Below are 24,202 nucleotides of genomic sequence, written 5' to 3' on the forward strand. Positions count from 1 at the left end.
GCGGTCCTTCCTCCTCTCCTCCCCCTACGGGTGAGAAGAGGCGCCGAGCTCTTCTACTTGATCCGCACGTACCGGTACGGGTCGGCCTCGCCGTTGCGATATTCGCCGCGCAGGTCGGGCTTGCCGTCGCCGTCGGTGTCGTAGATCGCGACGTCGGGATTGCCGTCCCGGTCGGCGTCGAGGATCAGGGCGTCGATGCGGCCGTCGCCGTCGTCGTCGTAGTAGAAGGTCAGGGCCTCGCGCTTGTCGTCGGGCTCCATCACCTCGTAGTCCTGCTTGCCGTCGCAGTCCTCGTCGACCGTGTAGCGGACGCCCTTGGGCTTGGTCGTCGCCTCCTCCGCCAGGGTCTTGGACTCGCAGGTCGACCGCTGGGCGACCTTCGTGATCCGGTCCTCTTTGCGCGCCAGGAAGGCGTTCACGTCCTCGGCCGAGACGGCGTAGTTCATTCCTTCGCCAGGGCCCTTGAAGCTGTTGATGCCGATCACCTGCAGGCTGTCGTCGATCAGCGGGCCGCCCGAATTGCCGGGATTGATCGGCGTCTGGGTCTGGATGACCGTCGCCTTGTGCTGCAGGCCGCTTTCAGTGTCCCAGGCGTAGTCGCGGCGGATCTGGCTGACGATGCCGCGCGTGTAGGTCCAGGACTGCCCTTTGGGATGGCCGATGGCGTGGACGTCGGCGCCCACCTGCACTGTCTGGGTCGCCGCCATCTTCAGCGGCTTCGCCTGGGCGGGGACCTCGGACACCTGGAGCAACGCGAGGTCGGCCACCTCGTCGCGACGGATCACCTTGGCCATCTTCAGGTCAGCCTCGACGATCTCGGCGCCCTCGACCTTGGGTTTGAACACCACGCCCACCTCGGCGTAGTCGCCCACCACGTGGAAGTTGGTGACGATCTTGCCGTCGGCGCTGACCAGCACGCCCGAGCCCAGCGCATCCTTGGTGACGATCAACACCACCGACGGCGAGGCCGCCTGATAGACCTGGGTCTCCTTGGCGCCGCGGGTCAGCGAACGGCCCTCGGGCGCGAGGCCGGACAGGGCCTTGTCGTAGGCCCGCGCGGCCCCGGCGCCGAATCGCACCCTGGGCGCCGCCTTGCCGGACGGCGCGCCCGAAGCCTGGCCCAGCGGCTGCCCCAGCACAGCTTCCGGTGGCGCTGCGCTTGCGTATGATGCCGCCGACAGGGCCATGCACGCCGCGCCGACTCGGAGCCACTTCATGGCCAAAACCCCCCGCACAAGAGCCTGTCGGGTTCAGATGGGTTCATCTGAACCCGATGAACGGGCTCGATCTCGTTGCTTTGGAGCGCGTCTGTCCGGCGAAACCGGTATCCACTTTCGCCTGACGCGCTCGCGTTCGCTTCGGCGGAGCCTAGCGGCATGGTTGTGGCTCACAAGCTTGATTGTGGCGGCGCCGTTCGCCGCGCGGGCGCAGACCGTGGAGGCGCGGATCGCGGCCGCCCGGCAGCTCTACGATGACGGGCGCGCGATCCAGGCGCGCGGCGCGCTGATCCGCCTCGCCGACGGTCCCGACGCCCGCACGCCCCCGGCGCAGAAGCGGGTGCTGGGCGCGCTGCTGGATGTCTGCATCGCCAGCTATGCCGACGACTGCGTCATCGCCTATGCGGAGCGATACGTGGCCGCGGCGAAGCCGGCCGACGATGTGACTCCCGTCGTCAGGGCCGAGCTGGCGCGGGACGCCGGCTACTATTTCGACGCCTATCGCCTGGCGCTGGACCGCCCGGAGGTCACCGCCACGATCTTCGACTGGGCGCCGTGGCAGACGGAGAACCCCGCGGGGGTCGAGCTGTATCTCCGTCGCCAAGTGCTGGGCGCCAAGGTGGCGATGGCCCAGGGCAAGCCCGCCTTGGCCCTGGAGTTCCTGGACCGGTCGCTCGCGCTGACGGCCTCGCTGCAGGACCTGGGGGCCAGCCGCCGGGCGGTGGCCCAGCACCTGGCCCAGGCCATCGCATTGCTGGCGGAGCTGGGCCAGACCGAGCGGGCCTACGGCCTGATGACCGCCACTGGCGGGTTCGTGGGCGACACCCTGCCGCCCCGGAGCGTGGACGCCGGACTGTTCGCGGTCACGGCCGCGAGCCTGCTGGGCGATGTGGGCGACCTCAAGGGCGCGGCGCGGATGCTGGCCCAGGCCGCGCCGGTCCTGCAGGCGATGGAGCTCGACGAGACGACCCGCGACTGGCTGCTGGGCACGACGCTGCGCCTGCAGGCGGCGATCGCCGCGCCGCAGGGCGACGTGACGACGGCGCGGCGCGCCATCGACACCCATCCGATGGGCCGCTTCTACAACCAGCCCGGCCGCACGCCCGAGAGCCGGGACGAGGTGGCCTATCTCGCGGCGCGGGCGCTGACGGCGGCGGTGGAGCGCAAGGCGGATCCCGTGGCGCTCACCGCCCTGACCGCGACGCCGGACGACCTGGCCAGCGATGCGGCGACACAGCGCGAGATCGCCGTCTTCCGGAACTTCGGCCGCCTGATGCTGATGCCCTCGGGGCCCGAGCGCGGCCGCGTGCTCGCCGAATTCGCGCGCCAGACCCGCGACGAGGCGGTGGCGTCGGTGGCGGCCACGCCGGGCGCCTGGTACCGACCCAGCCCGATCGACAAGGTGCTGCTGGCCCTGGCGCTCAGCGGCGCCGATGCGGACGGCGCGGACCGGGGCGACCTCGCCTTCGGCCTCCTACAGCTGAGCTCGCGCTTCGGCCCCTCCTTCGACTCCGACGCGCTGACGGCGCTGGGCCAGGCGAAGACCACCGCCGAACGCGAGACGATCCACCAGGCGCTGCGGCTGCGTGCGGGCCGCGATCGCGTCGAGCGGGCCACTATTCAGGCGGTCGTCTCCCGGCCGCCCGGCGCCGGCGCAGCGCGGTTCGAGCCCGCCGCCCTGAAGGACTTCCTCGCCATCGCCGACGGCGTCGACGGGGCGGAGCGGGCGGCCATCCGGGCCGGCGCGCCCATGTCCGGCGCCAATGTGGTGGCCCTGAAGCGCTTCCAGGCGGCGCTGGCTCCAGACGAGACGGCGCTCAGCGTGTCGCTCACCGTGGGCGGCCTGGACTATATGTGCGTACGCCGCGACGCCACCTTGCGCTTCCGCCGCAACACAGAGCTGTCGCGCCTGGTCCTCGACGTCCGGCTGCTGAACGTCGCCCTGACAGCCACCCATGCCCCCGACGAGGACGCCGACGCGCAGTTTCCGGTCGAGACGGCCGTCCGCCTCTACGACGACCTGATCCGCCCGTTCGAAGGCTGCCTGAGGCCGGGCGACCGGATCGTGTGGCTGGCTCCGGTCGCAGACTTCTCGGTTCCGCTCGCGGCGCTGCTGCCGGCGCCGCCGCCCCGCCTCGGCGAGGGCTGGGACCTTTCCCGGGCCGACTGGCTCGTGAAGCGCCACGCCATCAGCTATCCGGGCTCGGCCGCCATGGTCGTCGCCACCCGCGGCCGCCCGCCCGAGGCCGGCGCCGCGCCAGACTTCCTGGGCGTGGGCGACCCGGTCCTCACAGGCCGGACCCTCGACGGTCAGGTGCGCGGCAAGGCCTTGCTGCGGGGCGTGCGCGGCGAGGAGATCGCCGAACTCGCGCCGTTGCCCGACACCGCCGAGGAGCTGCGGATCTCGGCCCGGGGCTTCCGCGCGCCGCGGCTGCTCCTGCAGGGTGACGCGACCGAGCACAATGTCCGCGGTGAGCTCGCCCACGGCTACCGCTACCTCTCTTTCGCGACCCACGGCCTGATCCGTGACGACCTGCAGGGCCTCTCCGAGCCTGCCCTGGTGCTGACGCCGGTCGCCATGGCCGACCCGACGGACGACGGCCTGCTCACCGCCTCGGAGATCGCGGACTTCTCGCTGGCCGCCCGGTTCGTGGCGCTGTCGGCCTGCAACACGGCCAACTTCGACCTGGCCCAGATGGCCCGGGAGCTGCCGGCCCTGGCCTCGGCCTTCGCCGTCGCCGGCGTGCCCGCGACCCTAGGCACGCTCTGGCCGGTCAACTCCGAGACCGGCAAGGCCGTGGTCTCCGACACCTTCACGCGCCTGCGCGACCGCCCGCCCGCGGTGGCCCTCGCCGAGGCCCAGCGCGCCTTCCTGGCCGCTCCGCCCAGCGGCCCCTACCTGCACCCCCGCTTCTGGGCGCCGTTCATCGTGTTGGGGGACGGGGGGTAGGCCAGACGCCGCTTGCGGGCGCCTCGTGGCGGGTGTTCTTCATTCCAGACGGGATAGGTGGGGGAATTCGGCATGACGAAGCGGTGGCGAGAGCTGGCTGGCGTCGTCCTGGCGGGGCTGCTTGCGACGGCGGCGCAGGCGGCGGATAACGGGCGGAGGCTGGTCCTTGTCACCCTGGACGGCCTGTCCTGGACCGAGGTCTTCCGCGGCGCCGATCCGGCGCGGGCCGCCGACCCCCAGTTCACGGCGGAGCGGGAGTCGATCCGCAAGACATTCCTCGACACGCCTGACCGGGCGGCCGCGCTGATGCCCTTCCTGCACGGCGTGGTGGCGAAGCAGGGCGTGCTGCTCGGCGACCGCGACCACGGCGGCTGCGCGGCGGTGGCCAACGAGCAGTGGTTCTCCTATCCGGGCTACAACGAGATCCTGACCGGCAAGCCGGATCCCGACATCAGGTCCAACGCACACGGCCCCAACCGCAACGTGACCTTCCTGGAATGGCTCAACCGCCGCCCCGGCTTCGCGGGGCGGGTGCAGGCTGTCGCCTCGTGGAACGTCTTGGCCGACATTCTGAATCCGCCACGCAGCGGTTTGCCCCTGAACGCGGGATGGGAAGACGCGCCCGCACGCACGCCGGCCGAGGCGCGGATCGCCGCGATGCAGGCCGGCGCGCCGCCCATCTGGCTGACGGTGCGGCTCGACACCTTCACCCACGCCTATGCGCTGGAGACGCTGAAGCGGCAGAAGCCGCGCGTGCTGTACGTGGCCTACGGCGAGACCGACGACTTCGCCCACGACGGGCGCTACGACCAGGTGCTGCGAGCCGCACGGCATGCCGACGCCTACATCGAGCAGATCTGGAAGGCGCTGCAGGCCGATCCGGACTACGCGGGCAAGACCACCCTCATCGTCACCACCGACCACGGCCGCGGAACGGGCGGCGGCGCGAGCTGGAGGAACCACGGGCCTAAGTTAGAAGGCGCGGACGCGGTGTGGATCGGGATGCTGGGGCCTGGCGCGGCAAAGGTGCGCGCGCCGCAGGGTTGCGCCTCGTCCAGCCAGATCGCGGCGACCGCGCTGACGGCGCTGGGCCTGGATTGGAAGACGTTCGACCCCGCGGCCGGCCCGCCGCTGGAGATTGCGGCGCCCTAGACCTGTCCCACGTCGAGCTCCGGCGGAGGGGGCGAACGGAATCGCTATTGCCAAGCTTGGCGCCGCCATTGCAGGTTGCTGGCGGGGGATGTGCGCGGATTGGAAGAATTCCGAGGCGCCCTCGTGTCGCGTAAGTGGGGGCGTTCGTGGCCAATCCAGTTCCATCCACCGGGCCGTCGCCCCTCACCGGCGACGCGCTCATCGACGCCATGACCAGCGGTTACCGCTGGACCCTCGGTCCCGACCGGACAATCGACTGGTCGGTGTCCGGCGGGTTCGCAGGCGAGAGCTTCGCCTCCGCCGAGAAGGTGCGGCTGGGTGTGCAGGCGGCGTTGGACGCCTTCGCGACGTTCGCCAACGTGCGGTTCAACTTCGTGGGGACGTTCGCCGACCCCGGCGCGGCGGTCGCGGCCGGGAGCGACATCAATGTTGGCCTGAGCGGCGATACGCGGCTGGTCGGCGACGACAGCGAATTCTGGGCCCTCGGCTACTTCCCGACCTCGGAGTTCGAAGCCGGCCGCTATCCTGGCGTGCCGGGCGACGTGTTCCTCAACACCAACAGCGGCGTGACGCAGCTCGTGGACTTCGTGCCCGGCGCCACGGGCTATCTGCTGCTGATGCACGAGCTGGGCCACGCGGTGGGGCTCAAGCATCCCCACGACGACGGCGGCTCCGGCCGGCCCACGCTCAGCGGAATCGGCCTGGAGGGGCTGGAGTTCGACTGGGGCACGATCATGGCCTACTCCAGCGAAGGCGATGACCCCGAGTTCTTCCCCATCACGCCCATGCTGCTGGACGTCATGGCGCTGCGGGCGCTCTACGGGCCGAACATGGCGACGAACGTGGGGAACGACACCCACCTCGTCCGCGCCTACGGCACTTACAGCACCCTGTGGGACGCCGGGGGGCACGACACCATCGATGTCGCCGCCTCGATCCGCGGCTGGCACATCTACCTGCCCGACGACCAGATCTCGACCACCGACCCGGTCAACGTCGGCATGGCGGTTCCGCTGGACGAGATCGACCTCGACACGCCTCAGTCGCTGACGTGGCTGATGGGCGACATTGAGGACGTCCGCGGCTCGGCGCAGGCCGACGAGCTCATCGGCAACGTCCTGCGCAACCAGCTATTCGGCAACGGCGGCGACGACTATCTCGACGGTTGGGACGCGAACGACACGCTGGACGGCGGGCTGGGCGACGACGTGGTGTGGGGCGGGCTGGGCGACGACTCGATCTCCGACCCAGGTGGCGTCAACTACCTGCGCGGCGAAGAGGGCAATGACCGGATCGTCGGAGGCTCGGGCTTCGACGACATCAATGGCAACATGGGCGACGACACCGCCTCGGGCGGCCTCGGCGAGGACTGGGTGGTCGGCGGCAAGGACAACGACAGCCTGTCGGGCGGCGACGCCTACGACCTGGTCTACGGCAACCTCGGCGACGACACCTGCGACGGCGGCGACGGCAACGACATCGTCCGCGGCGGCCAGCAGAACGACGTCCTCATCGGCGGCAGCGGCGACGACTACCTGTCGGGCGACCGCGACAACGATACGATCACCGGCGGACTGGGCGCCGACACGTTCCACAGCTTCGGCGAAGCGGGGATCGACCGGGTCACCGACTTCAGCCGCGCTCAGGGCGATCGTGTCCTGCTCGACCCGGGGACGACCTACACCTTGGCCCAGTCAGGCGCGGACACGGTGGTCAGCATGACCGGGGGCGGCCAGCTGATCCTGGTCGGCGTCTCGATGTCCTCGCTGGCCGATGGCTGGATCGTGGTCGGCTAGACCGTCAGGATGTCCTTGCTGCGGTCGGCGTCGGCGTCCTTGGGCAGGAAGGCCAGCATGGGCGCGGCCCAGCGCTCGGCGTCCTCGCAGGTGAGCCGGGCTCCGGCGTTCGCCGCCTTGGTCAGGTGACGATAGAATTCCGAGGCGGCCAGGGTCATCTTGAAGTCGGTGGCGATGGACTGAAGGGTGGTCGCCTGGGCCAGCATGGCGCGCATCGCCTGTTGCGGATCGGACTCCGCCGCGGCCGCCGCCGCGCGGATGATCTTCAGGGCCTGGTTGATCTTCTGCTGGTAGGGCGTTTCCGAGCCGTCGGTCTTGCGCTTGAGCGGGCCGGCGTAGTCGCCCGAGTTGAACCGGCGGCGGTCGGGGCCGATGTAGCCGACGCCCTCGACCCAGTCGCGGTCCCGGAGCGTCACGGCCTCGAGCCGGCGCAGCAGGTCCTTCATGCTGTAGGGCTTGCGAAGGAACTCGTGCACGCCGGCGTCGCGCGCGGCCAGGATCATCGCCGCCGTGGCCGCGCCCGTGATGGTGATGACCGGCGCCTTGCGGCAGCTCCAGGTCGAGCGCCGCAGCTTGCGCACGAAGCCCAGGCCGTCGACCCGTTCGTCGCCCAGCTCGACCACGATGATCTGCGGATCGCAGGTCTCCGCGATCTTCAGCGCCCGGTCCGTGTTGCCGGCGATCCAGACGTGGCTATGGGCGATGTCGCGCATCAGCTCGCTGAACAGACGCGCACTCGCAGGTTGCGGGTCGGCGATCAGCACCCGCTTAAGCTTAGGCGCCATCTTGTCGATGATGCGTTTATCGCCGTCGAACAAAGGTTTAGCTCCCACCTGTCGGCGGTCGTTTTACCCGTTCATGAGTAAAGGATCGTTTGATGCGCGGCTGCGACCAAGCTGCGCATCAATCGTGGAAGGGGTCCCGCATCAGGATGGTGTCGTCGCGCTGCGGGCTGGTGGACAGCAGGGCGACGGGCGCCCCGATCAGCTCCTCGATGCGGCGGACGTACTTCACCGCGCTGGCCGGCAGGTCCTTCCAGGAACGGGCGCCCTGGGTGGTCTCGGACCAGCCCTCCATCTCCTCGTAAACCGGCTCGAGCTGGCCCTGGGCCTTGAGGCCGGCAGGCAGGTAGCCGATCTCCCGGCCGTCCAGGCGGTAGCCGGTGCAGATCTTCAGGGTGGGCAGGCCGTCCAGCACGTCCAGCTTGGTCAGCGCGATGCCCGAAATGCCGTTCAGCGCCACAGACTGGCGCACCAGGGCGGCGTCGAACCAGCCGCAGCGGCGCGAACGGCCGGTGACGGTGCCGAACTCGCGGCCGACCGTGCCCAGGTGCTGGCCCACCTCGTCGAACAGCTCGGTGGGGAACGGGCCCTCGCCGACCCGGGTGGTGTAGGCCTTCACAATGCCCAGCACATAGCCTGGCCCCTTCGGCCCCAGGCCCGAACCGGCGGCAGCCTGGCCGGCCACGGTGTTGGACGACGTCACATAGGGATAGGTGCCGTGGTCCACGTCCAGCAGGGCGCCCTGGGCGCCTTCGAACAGCACCCGCTTGCCGGACTTCACAATGCCGTCGAGCTTCAGCCATGCCGGCTGGGCGTACGCGAGGATCTGCGGCGCCAGGCCCTCCAGCTCGGCCAGCAGCGCGGCGGCGTCGACGGGCGGAAGGCCGAGACCCGCGCGCAACGGCGCATGGTGGGCCAGCAGGCGGTCGATCTTGGCCTCCAGCGCCTCACGGTCGGCGAGGTCGGCCACGCGGATGGCGCGGCGGCCCACCTTGTCCTCGTAGGCCGGGCCGATGCCGCGGCCGGTGGTGCCGATCTTGTTCAGGGCGGCGGCTTCGCGCGCCTGGTCCAGGTCGCGGTGGATGGGGAGGATCAGGCAGGCGTTGTCGGCCAGCACCAGCAGGTCGGGGCCGATCTCGATCCCCTGGGCGCGGATGCCCTCGATCTCCTTCAGTAGATGCCAGGGATCGACGACCACGCCGTTGCCGATGATCGACAGCTTGCCCTGGACCACCCCCGAGGGCAGCAGCGAGAGCTTGTAGGTCTGGTTGCCCACCACCAGGGTGTGGCCGGCGTTGTGGCCCCCCTGGAACCGCACGACCACATCGGCGCGATTGCTCAGCCAGTCGACGAGCTTGCCCTTGCCCTCGTCGCCCCACTGGGCGCCGATCACGGTGACGTTGGCCATCTGGATACGATCTCCCGACCTGCCCGGAGAACGCGCCCAAGCCCTTCGACAGGTGCTCGGCAAAGGCGCGGAGATCAAAATGCGGCGCCGGTCTAGACGAAGTGGGCCTCGCCCTCAAGACCCGTGCGCGCTATCTCGCAGGCCATGGACATCCCGCGCTTCCATCTCGCCTTCCCCGTCCGCGACCTGGCGGAAGCCCGCGCCTTCTACGGCGAGCTGCTTGGCTGCCCGGAGGGCCGCTCCAGCGACGAGTGGGTCGACTTCGATTTCTACGGCCATCAGATCGTGGCCCATCTGTCGCCCGACGAAGTGGGTCATAGGGCGACGAACGCCGTCGACGGCCACGACGTCCCGGTGCGCCATTTCGGCGCCATCCTGACCCTGCCGGAGTGGGAGGCCCTGGCCGAGAAGCTGAAGGCGGCCGGTACGAAATTCGTGATCGAGCCCAACATCCGCTTCAAGGGCCAGCCTGGCGAGCAGGCGACGATGTTCTTCCTGGATCCCTCCGGCAACGCGCTGGAGTTCAAGGCCTTCGCCGACGACAGCATGGTGTTCGCGAAGTGACCGCCCTCGCCGTTTCGCTGGCCGACATCGAGGCCGCCGCCGAGCGCATCAAGGGCGTCGCCGTCGAGACGCCGCTGCTGGAGAGCGCCGCGCTGAACGAGCGCCTGGGCCTGCGCGTGCTGATCAAGCCCGAGACCTTGCAGCGCGTGGGCGCCTTCAAGTTCCGCGGCGCCTACAACCGGCTGGTCCAGCTCAGCGAGGACGAGCGCAAGCGCGGCGTGGTGGCGTTCTCGTCGGGCAACCACGCCCAGGGCGTGGCGCTGGCGGCGAAGCTGTTGGGGATCCCGGCGCTGATCGTCATGCCGGCCGACGCGCCGAAGGTGAAGGCCGACGCCACCGCCGGCTACGGCGCCGAGGTGAAGTTCTACGATCGCCTGACCGAGAGCCGCGAGAAGATCGCCGCCGCCATCGCCGAGGAACGCGGGGCGGTCGTCGTGCCCGCCTTCGACGATCCGCACATCATCGCAGGCCAAGGCACGGCAGGCCTGGAACTGGTTCGCCAGGCCGAGGCCCGCGGCGCCAAGCTGGACATCGTGATGTCGCCCTGCAGCGGGGGCGGGCTCTTGGCCGGGATCGCCACCGCGGTGAAGGCCCTGTCGCCGTCGACGAAACTGATCGGGACCGAGCCCGCGGGCTATGACGACACGCTGAAGTCGCTACAGGCCGGCGTGCGCACGCCGATGACGCCGACGCATCGCACGCTGTGTGACGCGCTGGAGACCCCCTGCCCCGGCGAGCTCACCTTCCCGATCCTGCAGAAGCACGTGGCCGACGTCGCGGTGGTGACCGACGCCGAGGTCGCGGAGGCGGTGCGCTATGCGGCCTCGGTGCTGAAGCTGGTGGTCGAGCCCGGCGGCTCGGCCTGCCTGGCGGCGCTGCTGGCGGGCAAGGTCGACCTGAAGGGCGCCAACACCCTGGGGCTGGTCCTGTCGGGCGGCAACATCGACCCCGAGCAGTTCGCCAAGATCCTGCGCCGCGAGCTCTAAGCCGACTTAAAGCGGGCTTCATCGGCCCGCCCTAGGCTGGCGCCATGGACCCGTTGCGCCCCAACGCACCGACGCCGATCGCCCCGACCGCGACACCGGCAGACCTGCGCGCGGGGCTGGCCGCCGCGCTGGCCCGGGCCCTGCCTGATGTTCCCGCTCCGGCCCAGGGGACGCCTACCGAGGCCGTCGCCAGGGCGCGCGCCGACGCGGCCGGCCGGCAAACGACCCTGGGGCCCGTGCTGGCCGACCTGGCCAAGACGCTGGACGCGCCCGCGCTGCCGCCCGGCCTGAAGGCGGCCATCGCCCAGGTCCTGGCGCGCCAGCTGCCGAGCGACCCGCCCCCGACCGCCCAGGCGCTGAGGGCCGCCGTCGCCCAGTCCGGACTGTTCCTGGAAGCCAACCTAGCGGCCGGCCGCGAGGCTCCGCTCGACCTCAAGGCCGCCCTGCTGGTGCTGCAACAGGCCCTGGCGCCCGAGGCCGCCCGCCCCACGCCACGCCGACCCGCCGCGCCCGGCGTCGCGCCACCGACCCGCGAGGGCGCGCTGGCCGGCCAGCCGCCCGCGAGGGCCACGCTGGATCCCGACGCGCCGGCCTCCGAACTGGCCCACCGCCTTCGCGACGAGGTCGACCAGGCCCTGGCGCGCCAAACCTTGCATCAGCTCGCCTCCCTGCCCGACGGTCCGGGCGCGCGCTGGATGTTCGAGCTGCCCCTGGCGACGCCCCAGGGCGCGGCCATCGCCCAGTTCGCCATCGATCAGGACGAGCCCCGCCGCGACGAGCCGGGCGATCCGGCCGTCTGGCGCACCCGCTTCTCGCTGGACCTGCCCCAGCTCGGACCCGTGCATGTGCACCTGCGGATGGACGGCGACCGGAGCGCCGTCACCATCTGGGCCGAGACGCCGGAGGGGCTGGCGCGGCTCAGCGAACACGGCGGCGAGCTGGTCGCGGAACTGGGCGCCGACGTCGCGTTCCGGCCGGGCTCTCCCGCCGGCGCCGCGGCCGCGCCGGGCCGCCTGCTGGATCGCCGCTCATGAGCGCCCCCGACAAGCCCGAGTTGGCGGTGGCCCTGCGCTACGATGCGCCCGACGCGCCCAAGGTGGTCGCCGTGGGTCGCGGCGAGGTCGGCCAGCGCATCATCGACGCGGCCCGGGAGTACGGGGTGCCGGTCGAGCAGAACGCGGGCCTGGCCGAGGCGCTCTCGACGATCCCGCTGGACGAGCACATCCCGGAGCAACTCTACGAGGCGGTCGCGGTGATCATCGCCTTCCTGCTGCGCGCCTCGGCGACGACGCCCGGGCGGGCCGCGCACCGCTAGACGGCGGGAGCGCCCTCACCCAGCCAGCGGTGGCGCACCTCGGCCAGGACCTTGAGGCCCTCGGGGTCGACGATCTTGCCGGCCGAGCAGGTGTCGCAGGGCGAGCGCTTTTCCTGGGTCCCGACCAGCTCCCGCCGCCACGCGGCGCCGGGGCCGCTCAGGAAGGCGTGGTAGATGGTCTCGTAGTCGCGCAGGTTGCCGTAGGTGTAGCCCTCGTGCTCGGGCCGGTCGCTGCGGATATGGCAGCAAGGGGCGAGCTGGCCGTTGTAGCCGATCACGAAGTGCGCGAACGGGAAGAAGCAGGGGGCCGTGCGCTTCGCCTGCGTCTGGATATCGTCGATCAGGCCGCCGCGGTCGGTGCCGTGCCGATAGAAATTGATGCCCCGCACCTCGATCTCGAGCTTGCGGTGCGGCGCCTTGGCGATCGCGAACTCCTGGCTCCGGAGCGTATGGATCTGGGCGGAGATGCCCATGCGCACCGAGATCTCGTTGATGCGGTTCACCACGTAGAGATCGCTGTACTGGTCGCCGCGCTTCAGGTGGATCGAGACGTGCAGATAGTCGAGGCCGGCGTCGGCGAGCCGGTCGATGAGGCCCGGCTCCAGATAATCGCCGTTGGAGTAGATCATGATCCGGGAGTTCGGGACACGGGCGCGCGCCTCGCGGATGCGCTCCAGGATCGACAGGTCGGCCAGAGGCTCGTTGTAATAGTTGAGGATCAGGTTCCTGCGGTAGTCGATGTCGCCCAGGCCGCTAAGGATCTTCTCCCAGATGTCGGCGGGCATGAACTGGTTGGGACCGATCCGGTCGCCGACAACGTTCGGGCAATAGGAACAGCGGCGGTTGCAGTACGAGTGGGTCTCGAGCTCGACCCGATCGATGGCCTTCGCGAAGACGCTTCGCGCCACCGCGAGGTCCGAGATTTCGGAAAACATCTCGCGACCGGCGTACATGGGACGAACCGTCTAAATCTCAACCACCGGTTACGACTCCCGGCAGCTGCTCCCTAGCACGCCGGCGTTCCGCGCACCAAGGCGCAGCGCGGCTGCGCTAGGCGAAGACATCTTCAGGCTTCACCGAGAGCTGACGATAGAGGTCGGCCCAGGCGGCCGCCCAGATCACGTAGTAGCCGCCGGTGAGGAAGGTTAGGGCGAGGATCCCGATCATCAGCCAAGGCAGGCCGATCGCACCCAGCACGCTGCGGGGATCCTTGGCCATCTCGGCCGCGATCGTGGTGAAGTTCAGGCCGGCGGCCAGCACAATGCCTCCCAGGATCACCACGTAGGCGATCGTCGTCAGACCGAACACGCCGAGCGCCACGAGGAACATCTTCCAGGTGTGACGCCGCGTGAACCGCCAGGACTCGGTGAAGCGGAAGGTGCGTTCTACGAACGCCATCACGGGCGCCATGGACCACCGAAGCAGCCACCAGATGAGCGCGCCGACCATCGCTGGCGGCGCGATCAGGAAGAGCGGGATCATCAGTAGCGCCCCGATCCCCGATTTGCTCAAGAGCGCGCCGACGCCGATGAACAGCATCCAAGGGATCATGAAGGCGATGAAGCCCGCCATGTAGACGAAGAAATAGAGGATCGCGATGAGCACGAACCACCACTCGCCGGGTCCCACCTTCATAAACATGAAGGCGCGCTCCTCGGGGCGAAGCATTGCGCGGAACACCGCCGTCGGGAGCAGCAGCAACAGCGCCAACGACGAGAGGTAGGTGAGCGGCACGAACCGCATGGCCTGCTGCTGCGCGGCCATGACCTCCGGCCCCAGGTCGCCCCCCGCCGCCACCATGGCGGCGAAGCCCTCCGACATGGCGCCGAACACCAGGATCTGCGGTGCGACGCCCAGCACGAAGCACACTGCGCACCAGACCAGAAAGGCCGCCGGCTCCCGCAGGATCAACCGAAATCCCGCGAACAACGCCTCACGGCCCGAAATCTTGATCATCCGCCCACCCCCGATCGCGCGAGGATAGGAGCGGATTCGCGCGACAGCCTAGAGGCGATCCTCGGGGGCCATCTGGCGGGGCGGCTCGCGGGGGGTGACCAGGCGAGCCAGCTTCGGCTTCAGCCAGTTCTCGAAGTCGTCGACGAACTCGTAGACCACCGGCACCAGCACCAGCGACAGCACGGTCGAGGTGATCAGGCCGCCGATCACGGCGACGGCCATGGGCTGACGGAACTCCGAGCCCTTCTCCAGGGCGAAGGCGGTCGGCAGCATGCCGGCGGCCATGGCTAGGCTGGTCATGACGATCGGGCGCGCCCGCTCGCGGCAAGCTTCCAGCAGGGCCTCGCGCTGGCTCATGCCGTCGCGCTCGCACTCGATGGCGTACTCGACAAGCAGGATCGAGTTCTTCGCCGCCAGGCCCATCAGCATCAGGAGGCCGATCAGCGACGGGATCGAGAGCGAGAGGTTGAAGACCAGCAGGCCCAGGAACGCGCCGCCGATGGCCAGCGGCAGGGCCGCCAGGATGACGATCGGCTTGAAGAACGACCGGAACAGCAGGATCAGCACGCCGAAGATCAGGGCGATCCCGGCGAAAAGCGCGATCGCGAAGGATTGCATCATCTCCGTGAAGGCTTCCTGCTGGCCTGTCTCGGCCGGCGTCACGCCCTCGGGGAGCTTCTTCATGATCGGCAGATTCTTCACGGCTTGGGCGGCCTGACCCATCTCGATGCCGTTCAGTTCCGCCTGGACGGTCTGCTGACGCTTGCGGTTCAGACGCTCGATCCGCGCGGGACCGGCCTGGAATTCGACGTCGGCGACGGATTCCAGCGTCGTCGTGCCGCCGCCCGTAGTGGGCAGGCGCAGCGACTTGATCCGCTCCAGGTCGGCGCGAGCGTCGGCCGGAAGGCGGATGCGGATCGGAATGCGCCGCTCGCCGGCGGTCAGCTTGGCGACATTGGCGTCGATGTCGCCCACGGTGGCCACGCGGGCGGCCTGGGCGATCACGTCGGCAGACACGCCCAGGCGCGCGGCCTCGGCGTGGCGGGGCCGGATCACCAGTTCGGGTCCGGTCGGGGGCACCGAGGGGCGCGGGTCGGCCAGCACGTCCAGCGTCCGCATCTGGCGTTCCAGCTCGGTGGAGGCGGCCAGCAGCTTGGCGGGATCTTCCGCCGTCAGGATCTGCTGGTAGCCGGCGGTGCCCTGGAAATCGAGGAAGTTGACGCGCGCGTCGGGGATCTCGCGCAGCAGCGGACGCAGCTTTGCGCGGATCTCATCGCCGCTGGCGTGGCGCTTGGGATCGAGGAGAACGTTCAGGCTGGCCGAGCGCAGATCGCTGCCCCCTCCGCCGCCGGCGAAGGGATTGGCCGGGCCCGACGAGCCGACCTCGGCGAAGACGTCGGTGACCGAGGGGTCGGTCTTCACGGCGGCGGTCACGCGACGGACCGTGTCTTCCATGTCCTTGACCGTCGCGCCGGGTGGGCCCTGGACGCTGACGAACAGGTAGTCGGGGTCGCCCGCGGGCTGGAAGCCGGACGGCAGCAGCGGCACGATGAAAAGGGACGCCAGGAAGAGCACGCCGCCGAGGATCGAGGCGACGATCCGGTGATCCAGAGCCCAGTTCAGCGCCTTGGTGTAGAAGCGCGGCAGGGGCTTGCGCACCTCAGGATGCGTTGCGGCCTTGAGCAGATACGCCGCCATCAGCGGCGTGAGCAGGCGCGCGACCAGCAGCGAGAAGAGCACCGCGACGCAGACCGTCAGGCCGAACTCGCGGAAGAACTGGCCGACCATGCCGGTCATGAAGCTGACGGGGGCGAACACCACCACGATGGCGGCCGTGGTCGCGACCACCGCGAGGCCGATGGCGTCGGCGCCCTGCATCGCTGCCTCGTAAGGCCGCATGCCCGCCTTCACCCGCTTTTCGATGTTCTCGATCTCGACGATAGCGTCGTCGACCAGGATCCCGATGACCAGCGTCAGGCCCAGCAGCGTCACCACGTTGAGCGAGAAGCCCAGCATGTTGATCACGAAAAAGGTCGGGATCAGCGACACGGGCATGGCGAAGGCGGTGACCATGGTGGCCCGCCAGTCGCGCAGGAACAGCCACACCACCAGCGCCGCCAGCAGCATGCCCTCCAGCAGCACGTGCTGGGTGGCGCGGAAGCTGTCGCGGGTCTCCTGAACCTGGGTGAAAATCCGGGTGAACTTCACCCCCGGGCGTTCCTTCTCAAGCTTGGCGAGCTTCGCCAGGACCGCGTCCTCGACCGCGATGTCGGAGGCGGCGCGCACCTTCATCACCTGGAAGCCGACCACCGGGCGATTGTTGAGCCGCGCGAAACCGCGCACCTCGCCCGAGCCGTCGCCCACCTCGGCCACGTCGGTCAGCTTCACGTAGCTGCCGGTTCCGGTGGGGATCGTGAGTTCGCGCAGCTGCGCCAGGGTGGTGGCGGCGCCCAGCACGCGCACCGTCTGTTCGCGGCCGCCGATCTCGATGCGCCCGCCGGGCACGTCCAGGTCGGCGGCGCGCAGGGCGTTGTTGACCTGCGCCGCGGTCAGGCCGCGGGCGGCGAGCTTGTCGGGATCAACCACGACGTTGATCTCGCGCGTCACGCCGCCGACGCGGCGGATCTGCGCCACGCCCTTCACCGCCTGGAGTTCGCGCGACAGCGTGTCGTCGATGAACCACGAGAGCTCCACGTCGGACATAGCCGGCGCCGAGACCGCGAAGGTGGTGATCGGCAGGCTGTCGAACTCGATCCGCTGGACCAGCGGCTCGTCGATCTCGCGCGGCAGGTTCGGCCGGATCTGGTCGATCCGGGTCTGAACCTCGTCGGTCTTCTTCTGGAGGTCCTCGCCGATCTCCAGCTCGATCATCGTGGTCGACACGCCCTGGGTGACGGTCGACTGGATGTTGCGCACGTTGGGGATGGACGAGACGGCGTCCTCCACCTGGCGCGTGATCTGGGTCTCGACCTCGCCCGGCGCGGCGCCGTTCTGGGTAATGGTGATCGAGACGCCCGGGAACTGGACGTCCGGGAAATTCTTCACCGCCAGGCCGAAGTAGGCGATCACGCCCGCCAGCACGAGGCCGACGAACAGCACGGTGACCGGCACCGGATTGCGAATCGCCCAGGCCGAGATCCGAAGCCCGCCGTGGGGGTCGTGGGGCTGGTGGCTCATGGGACGCTACTGCTTCTTCGCGGGCGCGGCGGCGGGAGGCGCGGCGCCTTCGATGGGCTTCACCAGGTCGTTGTCGAGCAGGAAGGCCGCCGCGTTCTGGACAATCCGCGTTCCCGCGGGCGGGCCGCTGATGAGCTGCACATAGCCGCCACCGCGCGGACCGGTCTTCACGATCACCCGCTTCACGCGGTTGTCCGCCGCGACGGTCATCACGCTGGCGCCGTCGGCGTCGTAGCGGATGGCGCTCTCGGGCACGGCCAGCGCCTGGCCGGCGGCGTCGGAGAACACGGCGCGGCCGAAGCCGCCCGAGCGGATGTCGGAGCGCACCGGCAACAGGACGCGCGCCGTGCCCAGCTTGGTCTGGGGATCGATCTGCGGGCTGATCAGGCGCACGCGGCCGACGGCCGTGGCGCCGCTGGGCAGGGTGACCATGGCCGTCTGGCCCACGCGGACACGGGCGAGGTCGCCCTCGCCCAGTTCGGCGGCGAGCTCGACCTGGCCGTCGCGAGCCATGCGGAACCAGGGCGTCGCGCCGCCTGCGGACAGGTCGCCGGGCCGCACGTTCTTCTCGAGGATCAGGCCCGACACAGGCGCGGTCACCTGGAGCTTGCGGCGCTGGGTCTGCAGCTGGCGGAGGTTGGCGGTGGAGGCCTGCGCCTGGAACCGACGCTGGGCGATCTGTTCCTGGCTGAGCACGCCCTGGCCGTCGAGGCCGCTGACGCGCTTGGCCTGGTCCTCGGCCTGGGCCGCCTGGGCCTGGGCCTGGGCGATCTGGGCCTCGAGCAGGCTGGGGTCGAGCTGCACGATGGTCTGGCCGGCGCGCACATAGTCGCCCACGTCCGCCAGCACGCGGGTGACGCGATAGCCGGTCACTTCCGGCATCACCGCCGCCTCTTCCCGCGGGATCAGGTTGCCGGAGGCGGTCAGCGCGCCGACGATCGCCCGCGGCTCCACGCGCACCACGCGCACCGAGCGCGCCTGGTCCTTCTCGGAGACCTTCTCGGGCGGCTTCTTGCAGGCCGCGAGCGCCAGGGCGGCGGCCAGGGGAACGAGGAATTTCGCGAGCTTCATGCGTCGTCTCATTTGGCGGCGGCGTAGGCCTGGGCCGGCCAGCCGCCGCCGATGGCCTTCATGGCCTGGACGGAGCGGCGGAGCGCCTGGACCTGGGCCGAGGTCAGCTGGGCCCGCACGGAGCGCCAAGCCTGTTCGGCCGAGAGGGTGGAATCGAGGTCGATGAGGCCGCGGTCGTAGCCGGTGCGCGTGGCCTCGTAGGCGCGGCGGGCGCGGACCTCGCCGGCGGCCAGCAGGGCGACGCGCTGGCGGTCGGCGTCGAGGTTCACGAGGGCGCCTTCGGCCTCTTGGAACGCGGTCTGCACAGTCTTCTCGTAGGCAGTGACCGCCTGCTCGGTGCGGGCGTTCTGGACCTTGAGCTCGGACATCAGCCGCGGGATCGACAGGATCGGCTGCATGACCGAGCCGCCGATCGACCAGTTCTGGGTTTCGGTCGAGAAGCCGGGCTGTTCGATCCGCGACCAGCCGAGACCGGGGCTGAAGGTGAAACTAGGGAAGAAGGCGAGCGCGGCCAGCTTCTGCTGGCCGGCGGCCGAGCGGACGGCGGCCTGTGCCTGGCGCACGTCGGGCCGGCGCTGCAGCAGGTCGCTGGGCAGGGCGGCCGGGACGGCCGGCGCGTCGCCCACCACGGGCGGAGCCTGGATGTTCGCGGTCGGCTCGACCACGCGGCCGGCCAGGATAAGGATCGCCCGTTTCTGGATCTGGAGCTGCGCCTCCAGCGCCGCCACTTGGGCCTGCGACTGGGCTAGGTCGCCAGCCACGCGGTCGGGTTCGCTGCCGGCCGCGAGGCCGAGCTGCGCGCGCTTGGCCGCCACGTCGTAGAGCGATTGCTGGATGCGCGCCGTTTCGCGGGCGTCGGCGAGCTGGATGGCCAGGCCGCGGGCCTGGAACCAGGCGTCGGCGGTGTCGGCGGCGAGCTGGGCGCGGGTGACCTCATAGGCAAACCGCACGCGGTCGACCTCGGCATTGGCGGCCTTGTAGGCGACGAACCCGCGGCCCCAGGGGTCGACCTCCCAGCTCACGTTGAAGTTCGCCGAGTACTGCTTGCTCACGCCGTCGGTGGAGAAGCCTGGGATGCTGGCCGCCGTGCCGCCGATCTGCCGGGTGTCGGTGCGACGTCCGGAAGCGTTTGCGTCGCCTTGGGGAAGGTATTGCAGAATCGCGCCGGTCCGTTGGGCCCTGACCTCGTCGAGGCGCGCTCGGGCGGTTCGGATGTCAGGGTTTCGGAGCAGCGCCTGTTCGATCAGCGCCGTCAGTTCGGGGTCGCCATAGGCGGTCCACCAGGTGTCGAGCGCCAGCGCGCCGGCGGGCGCGCCGGCCGGGGCCTCGTAGCCCGCAGGCAGGCTGACGTCGGCCTGGCGCGGCGTGGCGCAGGCGCTGACCGACAGGGCGGCCAGGACGGCGAAAAGGCCAGGGCGGCGGAACATCGTCGACAGGGCTCGGAACCGGCGTTGTTGAATAGGACTTGCACGCCCAACGCAAATTCTTGCGTGGAGCCCCAGATTCCCGACATCGCCTCCGCCGGCGACTCTTGCGGTCACCGTGCGGCACGCCGTCTCGCCTAAACTCCGTATGATGTAAAGTGTTTTATCTGTAATGTGGCTGGGAAGATGACGCGGGAATTCGCAGGCGGGGGAGACCCAAAGCGCAGCATCGACCTGCTGTGGGGCCTGTCCGAGCCTGGCCGTCGGGGGCCGAAGCCGCGCTACTCGGCCGACCAGGTGGTGGACGCCGCCGTGGCCGTCGCCGACGCCGAGGGGCTGCAGGCGATCTCGGTGCGCCGCATCGCCCAGGAACTCGGCGTGTCGCCGATGTCGATCTACACCTATGTGCCGTCCAAGGCCGAGCTGGTCGGGTTGATGTTCGATCGCGTACTGGGCGAGACTGGCGACAGCGCCGAGGGCGAGCCGTGGCGCGAGGCGCTGACCACCCTGGCCTGCGAGCGCTGGAAACTGTCCGAGCGCCACCCGTGGATGCTGGACCTGGCGCTGCACCGGCCGCCGCTGGGCCCGAACCTGGTGACCCGGCACGAGGTGGCGCTGAAGATCCTGGACGGGACCGGCCTGGACGACCTGACCAAGGACTTGGTCATCGACGTGCTGCACAGCTACCTGGTCGGCGCCCTGCTGGAGGCCCGCGAGGCGCGGGAGGTCGAGCGGGTCAGCGGTCTGACCGACGAGCAGTGGTTCGCCATGGCCGAGCCCGCGCTGACGGCCCAGCTCGACGCCGCCAAGTTCCCGCGCGTGCTGCGGCTGGGCGAGGCGTGGCGCAACGCCGACAAGGCGCTGGTGGCCGACCCGCTGTGGCGCTTCAAGTTTGGGCTGGGGGTGGTGCTCGATGGTATCGGGGCGTTGATCGAGGCGCGTCGGCCCAGGACCTAGCGGGACCGCGCAACCGCCTCTAGGGTCGCCCTGCTCTTCCCCTCCCATTCGAGTAAGTGAATGCACAAGCTTCTCCTGAGCGCGGCCGTCTCGGTTCTCGTCTCCAGCTCCGCCATGGCCGCCTCGCCGACTCTGGACGTCGGCCGGATCATGAACGACATCCAGGTCCTGTCTTCCGACGCCTACGAGGGACGCGCGCCCGCCAGCGAGGGCGAGAAGAAGACCGTCGCCTACCTGATCGAGCAGATGAAGGCCGCGGGCCTGCAACCGGCCGGCGACAAGCAGAAGGACGGCAGCCGCGCCTGGACCCAGGACGTGCCGCTGGTGCGTTCGGCGACGAAGGGACCGGTGAACGCGAGCGTCACCGTGAACGGCCAGACCACCGCGTGGAACCAGGGCGAGGAGATCGCCATCCGCGCCACCATGATCGGCGACCACCTGACGGTGAAGGACGCGCCGGTGGTGTTCGTCGGCTACGGCGTGAAGGCGCCCGAGCGGAACTGGGACGACTTCAAGGGCGTCGACCTGAAGGGCAAGGTGGCTCTGGTCCTCGTCAACGACCCCGACTTCGAGGCCGGCCCCGACACCAAGAATGGGGGCGACTTCGGCGGCAAGGCCATGACCTACTACGGCCGCTGGACCTACAAGTACGAAGAGGCGGCGCGGCAGGGGGCCATCGGCTTCCTGGTGATCCATGAGACGGCGCCGGCGTCGTACGGCTGGGCCACGGTCAAGAACTCCAACACCAACGAGATCTTCGACGTCATCCGCAAGGATCCGCGCACCGACCACGCCCCCCTGGAGGGCTGGGTGCAGCGCGACGTGGCGGTGAGCCTGATGAAGGCGGCCGGCCTCGACTTCGACGCCTTGAAGAAGCAGGCCCAGACCCGGGACTTCAAGCCGGTTGAACTGAAGGGCGTGAGCTTCTCCACGGACTACGCCGTGGACGCTCAGAAGGTGGTCTCGAAGAACGTGGTGGGCGCGATCCCGGGGACGAAGCATCCGAACGAGCGCGTGTTCTACACCGCGCACTGGGATCACCTGGGCGTGGGCCTGCCGGACGCCAAGGGCGACAAGATTTACAACGGCGCGCTCGACAACGCGTCGGGCACGGCGATGCTGCTAGAGCTGGGCCGCGCCTTCGCCAAGGGGCCGAAGCCCGACCGCACCGTGGTCTTCATGTCGGTGACCGCCGAGGAGAAGGGCCTGCTGGGCTCTGAATACTACGCCTCGGCCCCGCTCTACCCGCTGGCCACGACGGTGGGCGTGATCAACATGGACGGCGTCGGCCCGAACGGCCTGGCGCACGACTTCACCACTTCGGGCAACGCCCCGCTGACGCTGCAGGACGAGCTGATCGCGGTGGGCAAGACCCACGACCGCTACTACAGCCCCGACCCGCGCCCGGAAGCGGGCAGCTTCTTCCGCTCGGACCACTTCCCCTTCGCCAAGGTCGGCGTGCCGGCCATCAGCTTCGGCGGCGGCCAGGACCTGTTCGACGGCGGCAAGGCGGCGGGGGCCGCCAGGCGCGCGGCCTACACGGCCAACCAGTATCACCAGCCGGCCGACGAGTTCGACCCGAACTGGGACCCCAAGGGCTTCGAAGCCGACGGGACCCTGCTGTTGGAGCTGGGCGAGAAGCTGGCGAACAGCCGCGTCTGGCCGGAATGGAAGCCCGGCGCCGAGTTCAAGGCGCAGCGCGACAAGACCAAGGCGCAGCGGAAATAGGCGCTGCGTTCACGCCTTCCGATGGAAGGCGTGGAAGTTGTCGCCGAAGCTGTTGGTCCAGCGTTCGGCGGGGATGCGGACGTGGTCGGTGCGATACATCCACTCGTCGAGCGCCTCGCCGTAGACGCGCTGGATCGCTGGCCGCGCCTTCACCTGCTGGAACCAGCGTTCCAGGTGCTCGAACGACTCGCGGGGCCGGTCGAACTGGGCGTTCCAGGTCAGGTTCAGCCAGGGCCAGCAGGCCATGTCGGCGATCGTGTAGTCGGGGCCTGCGACGTACTCGTGGACCATGAGCTGGCGGTCGATGACATACATCAGCCGCTCGGCCTCCAGCCGGAAGCGCTGGCGGGCGTAGGGGTCGATGGGCTCGGGCGCGTAGCGGGTGAAATGATGGGCCTGGCCGTGAAACGGCCCCAGGCTGGCGATCTGCCAGGCCAGCCACTGCAGGGCGGCGTAGCGGGCGTGAACCTCGGTGGAAAGGAAGCGGCCGGTCTTGTCCGCCAGATACTGGAGGCAGGCCGCCGATTCCCACACGGTGACCGGCTCGCCGCCGCCGCCGAGCGGCTCGTCATCCACCAGCACCGGCACCCGTCCGTTCGGGTTCAGCGCCCGGAACGCCTCGGTGAGCAGTTCGCCCTTGCCGATGTCGTAGGGGATCAGGCGGTAGGCGAGGCCGGTCTCCTCCAGCATGATCTGCACCTTGCGGGCGTTTGGACCGGTGGTGGAGTGGAGGTCGATCACGCGTGGCGTCCTCTTGGATGAGGCCATCGGCATAGCCCCGTATGCGGGCGTCGACCACTTGCCGCCGGGGAACGGGCGGACGCTCCGGAACATCTTGAGAACGACGCGGCGGACCGCTACCTAGAGCGCGCAAGACGAGGGAGACGTCCGATGGCTGGGGCTGGCAGGATCCGTTGCGGGATCGGGGGCTGGACGTTCGAGCCGTGGCGCGGGGTCTTCTATCCGCCCAAGCTGCCGCAGAAGCAGGAGCTGGAGTACGCCAGCCGCCACCTGACCACGATCGAGATCAACGGCACCTACTATTCCAGCTTCAAGCCCGACAGCTGGGCCAAGTGGAAGGCCTCGACGCCCGACGGCTTCAAGTTCGCGGTGAAGGCCTCGCGGTTCTGCACCAACCGAAAGGTGCTGGCGGACGGCAAGGCCAGCATGGAGATCTTCCTGGGCCAGGGCCTCACGGAACTCGGCGATCGCCTGGGGCCGATCCTGTGGCAGTTCATGCCGACCAAGAAGTTCGACTACGATGACTTCGCGGGCTTCCTGGACCTGCTTCCGGCCAAGGTCGGCGACACCAAGGCCCAGCACGTCGTGGAAGTGCGCAACGCGAGCTTCAACGACCCGAAATTCATCGGCCTTTGCCGCGAGCGCGGCGTGGCGATCTGCAATTCGGAGAACGAGAACTACCCGTTCATCCCCGACATCACCGCGGATTTCGTCTACCTGCGGCTGCTCTCCGCCGACGACAGCGTGCCGACGGGTTACACCGCGCCCGAGCTCGACACATGGGCCGCGCGCTTCCAGAGCTACGCCAAGGGCGAGGTGCCGGGGGACTTCACGCCCATCGACCGCACCGGTCCGCCCGAGACGCCGCACGAGGTCTACGCCTTCGTGATCCACGAGGGGAAGGTCCGCGCCCCAGCCGCGGCCATGGAGTTCATCCGACGCGTGGACCCGGGGTTCGAGATCCCCGCCGACTGAGCC

Annotated in this window: 19 protein-coding genes; 10 read left to right on the plus strand and 9 right to left on the minus strand. The window is 69.8% G+C overall.

The window, feature by feature from the left end:
- Positions 1-53 precede the first annotated feature (53 nt).
- The gene (locus ACODSY_RS15470) at positions 54-1,217 is read right to left on the minus strand and encodes a S1C family serine protease (RefSeq protein ID WP_488952660.1); all 1,164 of its coding nucleotides are present in this window, start codon (positions 1,215-1,217) and stop codon (positions 54-56) included.
- 184 nt (positions 1,218-1,401) lie between these two features.
- On the opposite strand from ACODSY_RS15470, the gene ACODSY_RS15475 reads away from it, so the two are divergent.
- From ACODSY_RS15475 to ACODSY_RS15485, 3 genes are all read left to right on the plus strand, one after another.
- Positions 1,402-4,167 (plus strand): CHAT domain-containing protein, encoded by a 2,766-nt coding sequence (locus tag ACODSY_RS15475; protein WP_488952661.1) that lies wholly within the window; start codon positions 1,402-1,404, stop codon positions 4,165-4,167.
- Positions 4,168-4,239: 72 nt separating this feature from the next.
- Positions 4,240-5,319 carry an alkaline phosphatase family protein gene (locus ACODSY_RS15480; RefSeq protein ID WP_488952662.1) on the plus strand — a complete coding sequence of 360 codons (1,080 nt, stop codon included), beginning with the start codon at positions 4,240-4,242 and terminating at the stop codon, positions 5,317-5,319.
- A gap of 146 nt (positions 5,320-5,465) precedes the next feature.
- Positions 5,466-7,115: a hypothetical protein gene (locus ACODSY_RS15485; RefSeq protein WP_488952663.1), complete on the plus strand. Its 1,650-nt coding sequence runs from the start codon at positions 5,466-5,468 to the stop codon at positions 7,113-7,115.
- Here ACODSY_RS15485 and ACODSY_RS15490 read toward each other — a convergent pair.
- Entirely contained in the window at positions 7,112-7,900 is a 789-nt protein-coding gene (locus ACODSY_RS15490; RefSeq protein ID WP_488952664.1) for a response regulator, read from the minus strand. The two genes, ACODSY_RS15485 and ACODSY_RS15490, sit on opposite strands and share 4 nt — an antisense overlap.
- 118 nt (positions 7,901-8,018) lie before the next feature.
- Positions 8,019-9,305: an adenylosuccinate synthase gene (locus ACODSY_RS15495; protein WP_488952665.1), complete on the minus strand. Its 1,287-nt coding sequence runs from the start codon at positions 9,303-9,305 to the stop codon at positions 8,019-8,021.
- Positions 9,306-9,449: 144 nt separating this feature from the next.
- Between ACODSY_RS15495 and ACODSY_RS15500 the strand changes: the two genes are divergently transcribed.
- Genes ACODSY_RS15500 through ACODSY_RS15515 form a run of 4 tightly spaced genes read left to right on the plus strand, consistent with a single transcriptional unit; the run spans position 9,450 to position 12,170 of the window.
- On the plus strand, positions 9,450-9,869 hold the full coding sequence (locus ACODSY_RS15500) for a VOC family protein (protein ID WP_488952666.1): 420 nt from the start codon (positions 9,450-9,452) through the stop codon (positions 9,867-9,869).
- Complete coding sequence (locus tag ACODSY_RS15505) at positions 9,866-10,855, plus strand: threonine ammonia-lyase (RefSeq protein ID WP_488952667.1); 990 nt, start codon at positions 9,866-9,868, stop codon at positions 10,853-10,855. The genes ACODSY_RS15500 and ACODSY_RS15505 overlap by 4 nt, the downstream gene beginning before the upstream one ends.
- 44 nt (positions 10,856-10,899) lie before the next feature.
- Positions 10,900-11,889 carry a flagellar hook-length control protein FliK gene (fliK, locus tag ACODSY_RS15510; RefSeq protein ID WP_488952668.1) on the plus strand — a complete coding sequence of 330 codons (990 nt, stop codon included), beginning with the start codon at positions 10,900-10,902 and terminating at the stop codon, positions 11,887-11,889.
- On the plus strand, positions 11,886-12,170 hold the full coding sequence (locus tag ACODSY_RS15515; RefSeq protein WP_488952669.1) for an EscU/YscU/HrcU family type III secretion system export apparatus switch protein: 285 nt from the start codon (positions 11,886-11,888) through the stop codon (positions 12,168-12,170). Before fliK ends, ACODSY_RS15515 begins: the two co-directional genes overlap by 4 nt.
- Here the strand turns inward: ACODSY_RS15515 and ACODSY_RS15520 are convergent.
- The 5 genes from ACODSY_RS15520 to ACODSY_RS15540 all read right to left on the minus strand — a co-directional run bounded on the left by ACODSY_RS15520 (position 12,167) and on the right by ACODSY_RS15540 (position 19,801).
- Positions 12,167-13,123, minus strand: a complete 957-nt coding sequence (locus ACODSY_RS15520; RefSeq protein ID WP_488952670.1) for a radical SAM protein — start codon at positions 13,121-13,123, stop codon at positions 12,167-12,169. The genes ACODSY_RS15515 and ACODSY_RS15520 overlap by 4 nt on opposite strands.
- A 97-nt stretch (positions 13,124-13,220) precedes the next feature.
- Positions 13,221-14,126 carry a hypothetical protein gene (locus ACODSY_RS15525; RefSeq protein WP_488952671.1) on the minus strand — a complete coding sequence of 302 codons (906 nt, stop codon included), beginning with the start codon at positions 14,124-14,126 and terminating at the stop codon, positions 13,221-13,223.
- Between the two features lie 48 nt (positions 14,127-14,174).
- Complete coding sequence (locus ACODSY_RS15530; protein ID WP_488952672.1) at positions 14,175-17,303, minus strand: efflux RND transporter permease subunit; 3,129 nt, start codon at positions 17,301-17,303, stop codon at positions 14,175-14,177.
- A 6-nt stretch (positions 17,304-17,309) separates the two neighbouring features.
- Positions 17,310-18,374, minus strand: a complete 1,065-nt coding sequence (locus tag ACODSY_RS15535) for an efflux RND transporter periplasmic adaptor subunit (RefSeq protein ID WP_488952673.1) — start codon at positions 18,372-18,374, stop codon at positions 17,310-17,312.
- An 8-nt stretch (positions 18,375-18,382) separates the two neighbouring features.
- A complete protein-coding gene (locus tag ACODSY_RS15540) occupies positions 18,383-19,801 on the minus strand; it encodes an efflux transporter outer membrane subunit (protein ID WP_488952674.1) in 1,419 nt (472 codons plus the stop codon).
- 171 nt (positions 19,802-19,972) lie between these two features.
- Between ACODSY_RS15540 and ACODSY_RS15545 the strand changes: the two genes are divergently transcribed.
- Positions 19,973-20,755: a TetR/AcrR family transcriptional regulator gene (locus ACODSY_RS15545; RefSeq protein WP_488952675.1), complete on the plus strand. Its 783-nt coding sequence runs from the start codon at positions 19,973-19,975 to the stop codon at positions 20,753-20,755.
- Positions 20,756-20,815: 60 nt separating this feature from the next.
- Positions 20,816-22,483, plus strand: coding sequence for a M28 family metallopeptidase (locus ACODSY_RS15550; RefSeq protein WP_488952676.1), 1,668 nt, complete (start codon positions 20,816-20,818; stop codon positions 22,481-22,483).
- A gap of 9 nt (positions 22,484-22,492) precedes the next feature.
- Here the strand turns inward: ACODSY_RS15550 and ACODSY_RS15555 are convergent, their stop codons facing one another.
- Positions 22,493-23,224 carry a glutathione S-transferase family protein gene (locus ACODSY_RS15555; RefSeq protein ID WP_488952677.1) on the minus strand — a complete coding sequence of 244 codons (732 nt, stop codon included), beginning with the start codon at positions 23,222-23,224 and terminating at the stop codon, positions 22,493-22,495.
- Positions 23,225-23,374: 150 nt separating this feature from the next.
- Here ACODSY_RS15555 and ACODSY_RS15560 point away from each other — a divergent pair, with 150 nt between their 5' ends.
- Positions 23,375-24,199 (plus strand): DUF72 domain-containing protein, encoded by an 825-nt coding sequence (locus ACODSY_RS15560; RefSeq protein WP_488952678.1) that lies wholly within the window; start codon positions 23,375-23,377, stop codon positions 24,197-24,199.
- Positions 24,200-24,202: the final 3 nt, after the last annotated feature.

Source organism: Phenylobacterium sp. FG114 (assembly GCF_057809855.1).